General features: G+C 59.2%; 10 protein-coding genes. 9 read left to right on the plus strand and 1 reads right to left on the minus strand.

From position 1 onward, the window contains the following. Nucleotides 1-59: 59 nt before the first annotated feature. The 8 genes from dnaE (at nucleotide 60) to ispD (ending at nucleotide 11,486) form a co-directional block, all read left to right on the plus strand. The gene (gene dnaE, locus ACA053_RS05600; protein ID WP_497394702.1) at nucleotides 60-3,581 is read left to right on the plus strand and encodes a DNA polymerase III subunit alpha; all 3,522 of its coding nucleotides are present in this window, start codon (nucleotides 60-62) and stop codon (nucleotides 3,579-3,581) included. A gap of 139 nt (nucleotides 3,582-3,720) precedes the next feature. Next, nucleotides 3,721-4,668 (plus strand): acetyl-CoA carboxylase carboxyltransferase subunit alpha, encoded by a 948-nt coding sequence (locus tag ACA053_RS05605; protein WP_010462799.1) that lies wholly within the window; start codon nucleotides 3,721-3,723, stop codon nucleotides 4,666-4,668. A gap of 131 nt (nucleotides 4,669-4,799) precedes the next feature. After that, nucleotides 4,800-6,128 carry a tRNA lysidine(34) synthetase TilS gene (tilS, locus tag ACA053_RS05610; protein ID WP_497394703.1) on the plus strand — a complete coding sequence of 443 codons (1,329 nt, stop codon included), beginning with the start codon at nucleotides 4,800-4,802 and terminating at the stop codon, nucleotides 6,126-6,128. Between the two features lie 274 nt (nucleotides 6,129-6,402). After that, nucleotides 6,403-8,034, plus strand: a complete 1,632-nt coding sequence (pyrG, locus tag ACA053_RS05615; protein WP_109628218.1) for a CTP synthase — start codon at nucleotides 6,403-6,405, stop codon at nucleotides 8,032-8,034. Between the two features lie 5 nt (nucleotides 8,035-8,039). Then, nucleotides 8,040-8,885, plus strand: a complete 846-nt coding sequence (gene kdsA, locus ACA053_RS05620; protein WP_084322286.1) for a 3-deoxy-8-phosphooctulonate synthase — start codon at nucleotides 8,040-8,042, stop codon at nucleotides 8,883-8,885. Nucleotides 8,886-9,041: 156 nt separating this feature from the next. After that, a complete protein-coding gene (gene eno, locus ACA053_RS05625) occupies nucleotides 9,042-10,331 on the plus strand; it encodes a phosphopyruvate hydratase (protein WP_033059918.1) in 1,290 nt (429 codons plus the stop codon). 172 nt (nucleotides 10,332-10,503) lie between these two features. Then, entirely contained in the window at nucleotides 10,504-10,782 is a 279-nt protein-coding gene (gene ftsB / locus ACA053_RS05630; RefSeq protein WP_008028992.1) for a cell division protein FtsB, read from the plus strand. Next, nucleotides 10,779-11,486 (plus strand): 2-C-methyl-D-erythritol 4-phosphate cytidylyltransferase, encoded by a 708-nt coding sequence (gene ispD, locus ACA053_RS05635; RefSeq protein WP_497315916.1) that lies wholly within the window; start codon nucleotides 10,779-10,781, stop codon nucleotides 11,484-11,486. The genes ftsB and ispD overlap by 4 nt, the downstream gene beginning before the upstream one ends. 148 nt (nucleotides 11,487-11,634) lie before the next feature. On the opposite strand, the gene ACA053_RS05640 is transcribed toward ispD, so the two are convergent. Continuing rightward, a complete protein-coding gene (locus tag ACA053_RS05640) occupies nucleotides 11,635-12,531 on the minus strand; it encodes a LysR substrate-binding domain-containing protein (RefSeq protein WP_497315918.1) in 897 nt (298 codons plus the stop codon). Between the two features lie 107 nt (nucleotides 12,532-12,638). Between ACA053_RS05640 and ACA053_RS05645 the strand changes: the two genes are divergently transcribed. Continuing rightward, on the plus strand, nucleotides 12,639-13,751 hold the full coding sequence (locus ACA053_RS05645) for an S-(hydroxymethyl)glutathione dehydrogenase/class III alcohol dehydrogenase (protein ID WP_497315920.1): 1,113 nt from the start codon (nucleotides 12,639-12,641) through the stop codon (nucleotides 13,749-13,751). Nucleotides 13,752-13,759: the final 8 nt, after the last annotated feature.

A 13,759-nucleotide genomic window follows, 5' to 3' on the forward strand; every position in this document is an offset into this window, starting at 1 on the left:
GGCCCGGTACAATCCGGGCCTTGTTGTCTTCACGTTTCTAGTTTCTAGACAGGATCACTATGCCGGCTTCATTCGTTCATCTACGCCTGCACACTGAATATTCCCTGGTCGACGGTCTGGTGCGGATCAAACCGCTGGTCAAGACCCTGGTCGGCATGAACATGCCTGCCGTTGCGGTCACCGACCAGAACAACATGTGTTCTCTGGTCAAATTCTATAAAGCGGCCATGGGCGCAGGCATCAAGCCGATCTGCGGCGCCGACCTGTGGCTGTCGAACAAGGATCCGGACAACGCCCTGAGCCGGATCAGCCTGCTGGCGATGAACGCTGTCGGCTATCGCAACCTCACCGAACTGATTTCCCGCGGCTTCATCGACGGCCAGCGCAATGGCTCGGTCATCATTGAGCGCGAGTGGGTGGCCGAGGCCAGCGAAGGCCTGATCATGCTGTCGGCGGCGAAAGAAGGCGAGATTGGTCTGGCCATGCTCAGTGGCAATCCGGCGGAAGCGGAAAACCTCGCCCGCGAATGGATGGCCGTGTTCCCGGATCGTTTCTATCTGGAAATCCAGCGTACCAACCGCCCCAACGACGAAGAACAGTTGCACGGCGCCGTAGCCCTGGCCGAAAAAATCGGTGCGCCGCTGGTCGCGACCAACGACGTGCGCTTCATCAAGCAGGAAGACTTCGCCGCTCACGAAACCCGCGTCTGCATCGGTGAGGGCCGTGCCCTCGACGATCCGCGGCGTTCGAAGAATTACAGCGATCAGCAATACCTCAAAAGCGCCGAGGAAATGGCCGAGCTGTTCAGCGACATTCCCGAGGCGCTGGCGAACACCGTCGAGATCGCCAAGCGCTGCAACATCGAAGTGAAGCTGGGCACTCACTTCCTGCCCAACTTCCCGATCCCTGATGGCATGACCATCGACGAGTATTTCCGCAAGGTCTCGTTCGACGGTCTGGAAGAGCGCCTCAGCGTTCTGCTGCCCAAAGACACCACCGAAGATTACGAATCCAAGCGTCAGGTCTACGTCGACCGGCTGAATTTCGAGCTGGATATCATCATCCAGATGGGTTTCCCGGGTTATTTCCTGATCGTTATGGACTTTATCCAGTGGGCCAAGAGCAACGGCGTGCCGGTGGGGCCTGGCCGGGGATCGGGTGCCGGGTCGCTGGTGGCCTATGTACAGAAGATCACCGACCTCGATCCGCTGGAATATGACCTGCTGTTCGAACGTTTCCTTAACCCGGAACGGGTATCCATGCCCGACTTCGACGTCGACTTCTGCATGGACGGCCGTGACCGCGTGATCGATTACGTGGCGGAAAAATACGGTCGCAACGCGGTGAGCCAGATCATTACCTTCGGTTCCATGGCCGCCAAGGCTGTGGTCCGTGACGTGGCGCGAGTACAGGGCAAGTCCTACGGTCTGGCGGATCGTCTGTCGAAGATGATTCCGTTCGAAGTCGGCATGACCCTGGAAAAAGCTTACGAGCAGGAAGAAATCCTCCGCGACTTCATCAAGGTCGATGAGGAAGCCGCGGAAATCTGGGAAATGGCGCGCAAGCTTGAAGGCGTTGTGCGTAACGTCGGCAAGCACGCCGGGGGTGTGGTAATCGCCCCGACCAAGCTGACTGACTTCTCGCCAATCTATTGCGATGAGGCCGGCGACGGTCTGGTGACCCAGTTCGACAAAGACGACGTTGAAGCTGCCGGCCTGGTGAAGTTCGACTTCCTCGGTCTGCGGACCCTGACGGTCATCGACTGGGCACTGAAAACCATCAACCGCGACCGCGCCAAGGTCGATGAGCCGCCGCTGGATATCGCGTTCATCCCTCTGGATGACAAGCCGACGTACCAACTGCTGCAAAAGGCTGAAACCACCGCGGTGTTCCAGCTTGAGTCGCGCGGCATGAAAGAGCTGATCAAAAAGCTCAAGCCCGACTGCCTGGAAGACTTGATCGCACTGGTGGCCCTGTTCCGTCCGGGCCCTTTGCAATCGGGCATGGTGGACGACTTCATCAACCGTAAGCACGGCCGCGCCGAACTGGCGTACCCGCACTCGGACTACCAGTACGAAGGCCTCAAGCCCGTATTGGCACCGACTTACGGCATCATCCTGTATCAAGAACAGGTGATGCAGATTGCCCAGGTCATGGCCGGTTACACCCTCGGCGGTGCGGACATGCTGCGTCGGGCCATGGGTAAGAAAAAGCCTGAGGAAATGGCCAAGCAGCGCGGCGGTTTCATTGACGGTTGCAAGACCAACAATATCGACGCTGACCTTGCCGGTAACATTTTCGACCTGGTGGAAAAGTTCGCCGGTTACGGTTTCAACAAATCCCACTCCGCCGCGTATGGCCTGGTGTCGTACCAGACCGCGTGGCTGAAAACGCACTACCCGGCGCCGTTCATGGCCGCAGTACTGTCGGCGGATATGCACAACACCGACAAGGTCGTGACCTTGATCGAAGAAATTCGCACCATGAAGCTGCGTCTCGACGCGCCGGATGTGAATACTTCGGAGTTCAAATTCACGGTGAATGACGAAGGCCGGATTATTTACGGCCTCGGCGCGATCAAGGGTGTCGGCGAAGGGCCGGTGGAAGCGATCACCGAGGCGCGTCAGGACGGCCCGTTCAAGGACCTGTTCGATTTCTGCGCCCGTGTCGACCTCAAGCGAATCAACAAACGCACCCTGGACGGTTTGATCCGCAGCGGTGCTCTGGATCGTCTCGGGCCTTACTTCCATGACGAGCAGAAAGCCTATCAGGCCAATATCGACCGCAACCGCGCGGTCCTGCTGAACGCCATGGAAGGGGCGATCAAGGCCGCCGAACAAACCCTGCGTACCAAAGACAGCGGCCACGTCGACCTGTTTGGCGGTCTGTTCGTCGAAGAAGACGCCGATGTCTACGCCAATAACCGCAAGGCCAAGGAACTGACCCTCAAGGAACGCCTGAAAGGGGAGAAAGACACCCTGGGCCTGTACCTGACCGGTCACCCGATTGACGAATACGAAGGCGAGATCCGCCGCTTTGCCCGCCAGCGCATCATCGACCTGAAACCGGCTCGCGATACGCAGACCGTCGCGGGCATGATCATCGCCTTGCGGGTGATGAAGAACAAAAAGGGCGACAAGATGGGTTTCATCACCCTCGATGACCGCTCCGGTCGGATCGAGGCTTCGCTGTTTGCCGAGGCGTTCCATTCCGCGCAGTCGCTGTTGCAGACCGACGCGATGGTGGTGGTCGAAGGTGAAGTCAGCAACGACGACTTCTCCGGCGGCCTGCGGCTGCGGGTCAAGCGGGTGATGAGCATGGAAGATGCGCGCACCAACCTCGCCGAAAGCCTGCGCCTGAAACTGCAGACCAAGGATTTGAAGGGCGATCAGCTACGCTGGCTGGGTGAGTTGTTCAAGCGTCACCGCGGCGCGTGCCCGATCACCATGGAGTACACGAGCCCCGATGCAAAGGCCTTGCTGCAGTTTGGCGAGACCTGGCGAATCGATCCGGCGGATGCGTTGATTCAAGCCTTGCGTGACCAGTTCGGGCGAGACAACGTCTTCCTCCAATACCGTTGACGGTCAGGTTCCGCCGAAGGCCCTGATCTCGACCTGAATTTTTAATCTCGACCTGAACGCGCCTGTCCCTTAAGGTAGGGCGCGAATAGACAACCGGCCGGCCCAAGCTCTCTTGGACGTCGACCCAAGACGGACGCCTATGAACCCGAATTTTCTAGATTTCGAACAGCCGATCGCCGACCTGCAAGCCAAGATCGAAGAGTTGCGCTTGGTCGGTAACGACAATTCGCTGAATATCGGCGATGAGATCTCCCGCCTGCAGGACAAAAGCAGCACGCTGACCGAAGACATCTTCGGCAAGTTGACCAGCTGGCAGATCGCACGTCTCGCGCGTCACCCGAAACGTCCGTATACCCTGGACTACATCGAACACATCTTCACCGAGTTCGACGAGCTGCACGGCGACCGTCACTTCTCCGACGACGCTGCGATTGTCGGTGGCATTGCCCGTCTGGACGATCAGCCGGTGATGATCATCGGTCACCAGAAAGGCCGTGAAGTGCGCGAGAAGGTTCGCCGCAACTTCGGCATGCCGCGTCCGGAAGGCTACCGCAAGGCGTGCCGCCTGATGGAAATGGCCGAACGTTTCAAAATGCCGATCCTGACCTTCATCGACACCCCGGGCGCTTACCCTGGTATCGACGCTGAAGAGCGCAACCAGAGCGAAGCGATTGCCTGGAACCTGCGTGTCATGGCCCGCCTGAAAACTCCAATCATCGCCACCGTGATCGGTGAAGGTGGTTCCGGTGGTGCTCTGGCGATCGGCGTTTGCGATCAACTGAACATGCTGCAGTACTCGACTTACGCGGTGATCTCGCCGGAAGGTTGCGCTTCGATCCTGTGGAAAACCGCCGAGAAAGCACCGGACGCCGCAGAAGCCATGGGCATCACCGCCGAGCGCCTGAAAGGCCTGGGCATCGTCGACAAGGTGATCGGCGAGCCATTGGGTGGCGCACATCGCGATCCGGCGGCGGCTGCTGCTTCGATCCGTGCCGAGCTGAGCTCGCAACTGGCGATGCTGAAGAAGTTCGATAACGAAGCGCTGCTGGCCCGTCGTTACGAGCGTCTGATGAGCTACGGTCTCTGATCTGACCTCGGCTTGAATGTGGGAGCGGGCTTGCTCGCGAAGGCGGTGTGTCAGTCAACGATGATGTTGAATGTGATGGCCTCTTCGCGAGCAAGCCCGCTCCCACATTTGTTTTGTGTGGAGTGATCGATATGAGTCGGCCCATGATTGATCTACCGGCCAGGCTGCTCCTGAACCTGAAACCGTGGCGCAACGCTAAGGCCTGGCGCATCGCCTTCAGTGGCGGTCTCGACTCCACCGTCCTGCTGCACCTCCTCGTCCATCTCGCAAAAACCGAATCCCTGCCCGCGATCAGCGCCATTCATGTCCATCACGGCCTGCAGGCTGCGGCTGATGCGTGGCCACAACATTGTCAGTCGGTCTGTGACGCGTTGGGTGTGCCGCTACAGGTGGTTCGCGTTCAGGTTCAGCCCGGCGCCAGCCTTGAACGTGCCGCCCGGGATGCGCGCTATGGCGCCTTCGTTGAAGCCACTCAGGCCAATGAACTGCTGCTGACCGCGCAACACCGCGACGATCAGGCGGAAACCCTGCTGTTCCGGCTGTTGCGCGGGGCAGGGGTGAGAGGGTTGTCGGGCATGCCTCGCGAGCGGGTCCTAGGTCGCGGGCATCTTCTACGTCCGTTGCTCGATGTCACGCGCGCCGAACTAGAGGCTTACGCGGCCGAGCACCAGTTGAGCTGGATCGAGGACCCTTCGAACCAGGACCGTCAGTTCTCGCGCAACTACCTGCGCCATCAAGTGTTCCCGGTCCTGACCGAGCGCTGGCCGCAAGCCATGGCGACCATGGCCCGCAGCGCCGCGCATCTGAGCGAAGCGCAGGGGTTGCTCGATGAACTGGCACAAATCGATCTGGCCAGCGCCAGCACCGTCAGTGAGTTCGATTGGCTGGGTGTGCCGTCTCTGGAGCTGGCGCCGCTGGCAAAACTCTCTGCCGCGCGCCAGCGCAACGCACTGAGTCACTGGCTGACAGCACTGACACGGCTCCCGGACAGTGACCATTGGTCGGGTTGGGACGATTTGCGCGATGCCACTGCAGATGCACGTCCAGTCTGGCGGCTGGCCGATGGCGAATTGCATCGGGCGGGGGGGCGTATCTGGTGGCTCTCCGGTGCATGGCTGCGCAATCCGCCACACGCCGGCGCATGGGCTGATCCCTCGATAGCGCTGGTGTTACCGGAAAATGGCGTACTGACGTTCACTGGCCAAATCCCCGATGGCCCGCTGCAGATCCGCTATCGTGAGGGGGGAGAGGTCATGACTCTGCCTGATCGCGGCCACCGGGATCTCAAGCGTTTGCTCAACGAACGCGGTGTTCCAGGCTTCGTCCGTGGCAGATTGCCGCTGCTCTACCGAGACACGCAATTGCTGGCGGTGGCCAGCCTGCGGGGTCTCGATGGCTGTGAGCCGCAGGGCTGGCATTTGCATTGGGACCCACTGAGCGAAGATCAAGGTTTGAGCTGAAAGGGGCTTTCCGGTAGACTACGCTCCCTTCTTGATACAACTTCTGTGGATTCGCCTGAATTACAGAAGTTGCCGATTACCAAGCAGTCTTTGCTGGGCGATTCCAAAAAATGTGTAGCGAGCAACGTACCGGTGTTTCATCTGCCGGTCTGTCCCAACGCGGCGGTTTTTTTGAAAGGTGCACTGTGATTAATGCAGGTGATCGGGGGCTTCGGCCTTCCTTCGCTTTCCCCGGCGGCTCGGACCGCTTTAACGCAGACTTCTAGGGTTTTTCATGACGCGCTACATATTCGTCACGGGCGGTGTTGTTTCTTCATTGGGGAAAGGCATTGCCTCGGCTTCATTGGCGGCCATCCTGGAGGCGCGGGGACTTAAGGTCACCATGCTGAAGCTGGACCCGTACATCAACGTTGACCCGGGCACCATGAGCCCGTTCCAGCACGGTGAAGTGTTCGTCACCCACGACGGCGCCGAGACCGATCTGGACCTGGGCCACTACGAGCGGTTCATCCGCACGACCATGACCCAGAACAACAACTTCACCACCGGCCGTGTCTACGAACACGTCCTGCGCAAAGAGCGCCGTGGTGACTACCTGGGTGCAACCATCCAGGTGATCCCGCACATCACCGACGAAATCAAGCGCCGCATCATCAAGGGCGCCGGCGATGCCGACGTGGCCATGGTCGAGATCGGTGGCACCGTGGGTGACATCGAGTCGCAACCGTTCCTCGAAGCCATCCGTCAATTGCGTTTCGAAGTCGGCGCCAAGCGCGCGATGCTGATGCACCTGACACTGGTGCCGTACATCGCCACGGCCGGCGAAACCAAAACCAAGCCAACCCAGCATTCGGTCAAGGAACTGCGTTCCATCGGCCTGCAGCCAGACGTGCTGGTGTGCCGCTCTGATCACCCGATCGACATCTCGTCGCGTCGCAAGATCGCGCAATTCACCAACGTTGAAGAACGTGCGGTGATCGCGCTGGAAGACGCCGACACCATCTACAAGATCCCGGGCATCCTGCACTCCCAGGGCCTGGACGATTTCGTTGTCGAGCGCTTCGGCCTGCAATGCGGCAGCGCTGATCTGTCCGAATGGGAAGCCGTGGTTGACGCCAAGCTGAACCCGGAACACGAAGTCACCATCGCGATGGTCGGCAAGTACATGGAACTGCTGGACGCCTATAAGTCGCTGATCGAAGCGATGAGTCACGCCGGCATCAGCAACCGCACCAAGGTCAACCTGCGCTACATCGATTCCGAAGACATCGAAAACCAGGGCACTGCGCTGCTGGAAGGTGTCGACGCGATCCTCGTACCGGGCGGCTTCGGTCTGCGTGGCGTGGAAGGCAAGATCACCGCGGTTCAATACGCTCGCGAAAACAAGGTTCCGTACCTCGGCATCTGCCTGGGCATGCAAGTGGCCGTGATCGAGTTCGCTCGTAACGTGCTGGGCTGGAAAGACGCCAACTCCACCGAGTTCGATCGCGCCAGCGGTCACCCGGTCGTGGGTCTGATCACCGAGTGGGAAGATGCCACCGGCGCTGTCGAAACCCGTACCGAAGCGTCCGACCTGGGCGGCACTATGCGCCTCGGCGCTCAGGATTGCCTGCTTGAGCCGGGTTCCCTGGTGCACGATTGCTACGCCAAGGACGTGATCGTCGAGCGTCACCGTCATCGCTACGAAGTGAACAACAACCTGCTGCCGCAAATCATGGAAGCCGGCTTGAAAATCTCCGGTCGTTCCGGTGATGGCGCGCTGGTCGAAGTGGTTGAAGCCCCGGATCATCCATGGTTCGTCGCTTGCCAGTTCCATCCTGAGTTCACCTCGACACCGCGCGACGGTCACCCGTTGTTCAGCGGTTTCGTCAAAGCAGCTTTGGTTCAACACCAGAAGAAGGCGTAATTCCAATGGCGCAGAAGATCATCCGTGTAGGCGATATCGAGATTGCCAACGACAAGCCAATGGTGCTTTTCGGTGGCATGAACGTGCTGGAAAGCCGCGACATGGCGATGCAGGTCTGCGAAGAGTACGTAAAGGTTACCGAGAAACTCGGTATCCCTTACGTGTTCAAGGCCAGCTTCGACAAGGCCAACCGTTCCTCCGTGACCTCCTACCGTGGCCCCGGCCTGGAAGAGGGCATGCGGATTTTCCAGGACATCAAGCAAGCCTTCGGCGTGCCGATCATCACCGACGTCCACGAGCCTGAGCAGGCCGCGGTCGTCGCTGAAGTCTGCGACATCATCCAGTTGCCGGCCTTCCTGTCGCGCCAGACCGACCTCGTGGTCGCGATGGCCAAGACCGGCGCAGTGATCAACATCAAGAAAGCCCAGTTCCTCGCGCCTCAGGAAATGAAACACATCCTGAACAAGTGCGTGGAAGCGGGTAACGATCAGTTGATCCTCTGCGAACGCGGTTCGAGCTTCGGCTACAACAACCTGGTCGTCGACATGCTCGGCTTCGGCATCATGAAGCAGTTCGAATACCCGGTGTTCTTCGACGTGACCCACGCGCTGCAAATGCCCGGTGGTCGCTCCGATTCCGCCGGCGGCCGTCGCGCTCAGGTCCTCGATCTGGCCAAGGCCGGCATGAGCCAGTCGCTGGCCGGTCTGTTCCTCGAGGCCCATCCGGACCCGGACAACGCCAAATGCGACGGCCCTTGTGCCTTGCGCCTGGACAAACTGGAGCCATTCCTGGCCCAGCTCAAAGCCCTGGACGAACTGGTGAAGAGTTTTCCGACGGTAGAGACCGCGTAAACCTCATTTCTCCGGTAAAGTACCGCACGATTTGTTGCTCAGGCCCTCGGGCCTGAGCCTTATCGTCCGCAAGTCTGCCCGCTGCACACCACTTGCCGACGGTAAAAGATTTCCTCTAGCTGCGTCGTTTTCGTCAACTTTGGAGTGTTTACAACAATGGCAAAAATCGTCGACATCAAAGGTCGTGAAGTTCTCGACTCCCGTGGCAATCCCACCGTGGAAGCGGACGTGCTTCTCGATAACGGCATCATCGGCAGCGCTTGCGCGCCGTCCGGTGCTTCCACTGGCTCGCGTGAAGCGCTCGAGCTGCGTGATGGCGACAAGAGCCGTTACCTGGGCAAAGGCGTGCTTAAAGCCGTCGCCAACATCAACGGTCCGATCCGCGACCTGTTGAAAGGCGCAGACCCAAGCGACCAGAAAGCGCTGGATCACGCGATGATCAAGCTCGACGGTACTGAAAACAAAGGTTCCCTGGGCGCCAACGCGATCCTCGCCGTTTCCCTGGCCGCGGCCAAGGCAGCAGCACAGGATCAGGACCTGCCGCTGTACGCGCACATCGCCAACCTGAACGGCACCCCGGGTGTTTACTCGATGCCGGTTCCGATGATGAACATCATCAACGGTGGCGAGCACGCCGATAACAACGTCGACATCCAGGAATTCATGGTTCAGCCGGTTGGCGCCAAGTCTTTCTCGGAAGGCCTGCGCATGGGCACCGAGATTTTCCATCACCTCAAAGCCGTTCTGAAGGCCCGTGGCCTGAGCACTGCAGTGGGCGACGAAGGTGGTTTCGCACCGAACCTGGCTTCCAACGAAGACGCTTTGAAAGTGATCTCCGAAGCCGTGGCCAACGCCGGTTACAAACTGGGCACCGACGTGACCCTGGCACTGGACTGCGCGGCCAGCGAATTCTACGAAGACGGTAAATACAACCTGTCCGGCGAAGGCCAGGTGTTCACCGCTGAAGGTTTCGCTGATTACCTGAAAGGCCTGACCGAGCGTTATCCGATCATCTCGATCGAAGACGGCCTGGACGAGTCCGACTGGGCTGGCTGGAAAATCCTCACCGACAAGATCGGCGAGAAAGTCCAACTGGTCGGCGACGACCTGTTCGTGACCAACACCAAGATCCTGAAAGAAGGCATCGACAAAAAGATCGCCAACTCGATCCTGATCAAGTTCAACCAGATCGGCACCCTGACCGAAACCCTGGAAGCCATCCAGATGGCCAAGGCCGCTGGTTACACCGCTGTGATCTCGCACCGCTCCGGCGAAACCGAAGATTCGACCATTGCCGACCTGGCCGTGGGCACCTCGGCTGGCCAGATCAAGACCGGTTCCCTGTGCCGTTCGGACCGCGTATCCAAGTACAACCAACTGCTGCGTATCGAAGAGCAGTTGAATGGCAAAGCCAAGTACAACGGTCGCAGCGAATTCCGCGGCTGATTGCTACAGCGTAAAAAAGACACCGGATTGTGTCGGAAAAATCGCTACAGCGACGTTTTTGCCACTAATCTGATGCCTTAAGAGCACAAGCCTGGGTCTTCCAGGCTTCGTGCTATCAGAAGCTTCATAGTTTTGGCATGGCTGTCTTTTTCCACTGGATACCTGATATTCGATGCGCAGTCCCAATTGGTTGTTCCTCGTCTTGCTCTTGCTGCTGGCTGGCCTGCAATACCGCCTGTGGGTGGGTAATGGCAGTCTGGCGCAAGTGGCCGAGCTGACTCAGCAGATCGCGGATCAACACGCTGAGAACGAAGGATTGCTGGAGCGCAATCGGGTCATGGACGCTGAAGTCAGCGAGTTGAAAAAAGGCATGGAGACCGTTGAAGAGCGGGCTCGCCATGAGTTGGGTATGGTCAAGGACGGTGAAACCCTTTACCAGTTGGCCCAATGATCCAGTCGTTACCGGCCTTCTGGGCCGTGATTCCTGCCGCGGGCGTCGGTGCCCGTATGGCCGCGGACCGTCCCAAGCAATACCTGCAACTGGGCGGGCGCACTATTCTCGAACACAGCCTCGGCTGTTTCCTTGATCATCCTGCCCTGAAGGGGTTGGTGGTCAGTCTTGCTGTTGATGATCCTTATTGGCCAAACCTGGCGTGTGCTGCCGATCCGCGTATTCAGCGGGTTGACGGTGGCGACGAGCGTTCCGGTTCGGTGCTCAATGCCTTGCTGCATTTGCATGCGCAGGGTGCGGACGATGAAGATTGGGTGCTGGTGCACGATGCTGCGCGGCCCAACCTGAGCCGTGATGATCTGGACAAGCTGCTAAGCGAATTGGCGGATGATCCTGTCGGCGGACTGCTGGCAGTGCCGGCACGCGATACCTTGAAACGGGTCGACAAGCACGGTCGCGTGGTTGAAACCGTGGATCGCAGCGTGATCTGGCAGGCGTATACGCCGCAGATGTTTCGCCTTGGCGCGTTGCACCGGGCATTGGCGGACAGTCTGGTGGCGGATGCGTTGGTGACGGATGAAGCTTCGGCCATGGAGTGGGCGGGTCTGGCTCCTCGTTTGATCGAAGGTCGATCCGACAATCTCAAAGTCACACGCCCTGAAGACCTCGAATGGCTGCGACAGCGTTGGGCTAACCGCCACTGATTCGTTGGTGTTTGTCAGATTGCTTTCGCGAGCAAGCCCGCTCCCACACTTCACTGCATTCCTTCTGAAGGAACTTGGTTAAATGTGGGAGCGGGCTTGCTCGCGAAAGCGGTTGCTCAGACAACAAGTCCGGCACTGAAATGAACATTTAGCTCCGGTACTCCGGCCTTTGCGCCAAACCTTCCTTCAAATAATCCACCAGCTTGCGCACCTTCGGCGACAGATGCCGCTGCTGTGGATAAAGCGCCCAAACCGCCGTATTCGGCGGCTGATGCGCTTCCAGCAGTGAAATCAAAGCACCGCTGTTCAAATGTTCCAGCACGTAGTAATCCGGCAGCTGGCACAACCCAACCCCCTGCAGCGCCGCATCCAATACTGCTTGCCCACTGTTGCAGCGCCAGTTTCCCTGCACCCGTTGCGAAAATTCCCGCCCGTTCTGCTCCAGTTGCCACATGTCCGAACTGCCGATCAGGCAATTGTGCCGGCTGAGCTCCGACAAACTGTGTGGGCGGCCATACCGTTCCAGGTAGGACGGCGATGCGCACAGGTACATGCGCCGCGGTGCCAGGCGTGTGGCGACCAGTCGTGAATCCTGAAGACGACCGAGGCGGATCGCCAGGTCCAGCCCTTCGTGCACCAGATCGAGAGGGCGGTTGCTCAGTTCAATGTCGACGCGCAGTTGCGGATAGAGCGCCATGAAGCGCGTCACCAGTGGCACGATGAAGCGTTCGCCGTACGCCACCGCGCAGGTCATGCGCAGCATGCCCTTGGGTTCGCTGGTCAGGTCGCCGACTGCGCGCAAGGCTTCTTCGCGACCGTCCTGCAAACGCTGGCAATGCTGCAAAAAGGTTTGCCCGGCTTCGGTCAGCGTGACCCGACGGGTGCTTCGGTACAGCAGCCGCGTCTGAAGGCGTTCTTCGAGGCGTGCGATTTGTCGACTGACGTGAGAGGACGAAACCCCAAGCCGTTCCGCAGCCGCGGTGAACTGGCTGCACTCGGCCACGGCGACGAACTCGTCAATCCCTTCCCAGCGGTTTTCGGACATCAAGGATTATCCCTGTATGGCAATAATGTTTTGCTTTTGTCCGGATTATTCCTCGTAAGGCGCTGTATTACACTGCCTGTCTCGTTTTTATTCACTGGAGAATCCACATGATCAAGTCGCGCGCTGCCGTTGCCTTCGAGGCCAAGAAACCCCTCGAGATCGTCGAAGTCGATGTCGCCATGCCCAAGGCCGGTGAAGTTCTGTTGCGTGTGGTGGCCTCCGGTGTTTGTCATACCGATGCCTACACTCTGTCGGGCGCTGACCCGGAAGGCATCTTTCCGTCGATCCTCGGTCACGAAGGTGGCGCCGTGGTTGAAGCGATCGGCGAGGGCGTGACTTCCGTCGCCGTCGGCGATCATGTGATCCCGCTGTACACCCCGGAATGCCGCCAGTGCAAATTCTGCCTGTCGGGCAAAACCAACCTGTGCCAGGCGATTCGTGCCACGCAAGGCAAGGGCCTGATGCCAGATGGCACCTCGCGTTTTTCCTACAAAGGCCAGCCGATTTTCCACTACATGGGCACCTCGACGTTCTCCGAGTACACCGTGTTGCCGGAAATCTCGGTCGCCAAGATTGCGAAAGAAGCGCCGCTGGAAAAAGTCTGCCTGCTGGGCTGCGGTGTCACCACCGGCATCGGTGCGGTGCTCAATACCGCCAAGGTAAAACCGGGTGACACCGTGGCCATTTTCGGTCTCGGCGGCATCGGTCTGTCAGCTGTGATCGGCGCGGTCAAAGCCAAGGCAGGGCGGATCATTGCCATCGACATCAACCCGGCCAAATTCGAAATCGCCAAGCAACTCGGTGCAACCGACTGCGTGAACCCGAAAGACTTCGACCGTCCGATCCAGGAAGTTATCGTCGACATGACTGACGGCGGCGTCGACTTTTCCTTCGAGTGCATCGGCAATGTGCAATTGATGCGCGCCGCACTTGAGTGTTGCCACAAGGGTTGGGGGGAGTCGGTGATCATCGGCGTGGCCGGTGCCGGCCAGGAAATCTCTACCCGTCCATTCCAACTGGTCACCGGTCGCGTCTGGCGCGGTTCGGCGTTCGGTGGCGTGCGCGGTCGTACCGAGTTGCCAAGCTACGTCGAGATGGCCGAGACCGGCGAAATCCCGCTGGATACGTTCATCACCCACACCATGGGGCTGGAAGACATCAACAAGGCTTTCGACCTGATGCACGAAGGCAAAAGCATCCGTAGCGTCATCCATTTCTGAGGTCGGTC

It is taken from the genome of Pseudomonas sp. LBUM1672 (assembly GCF_059695655.1).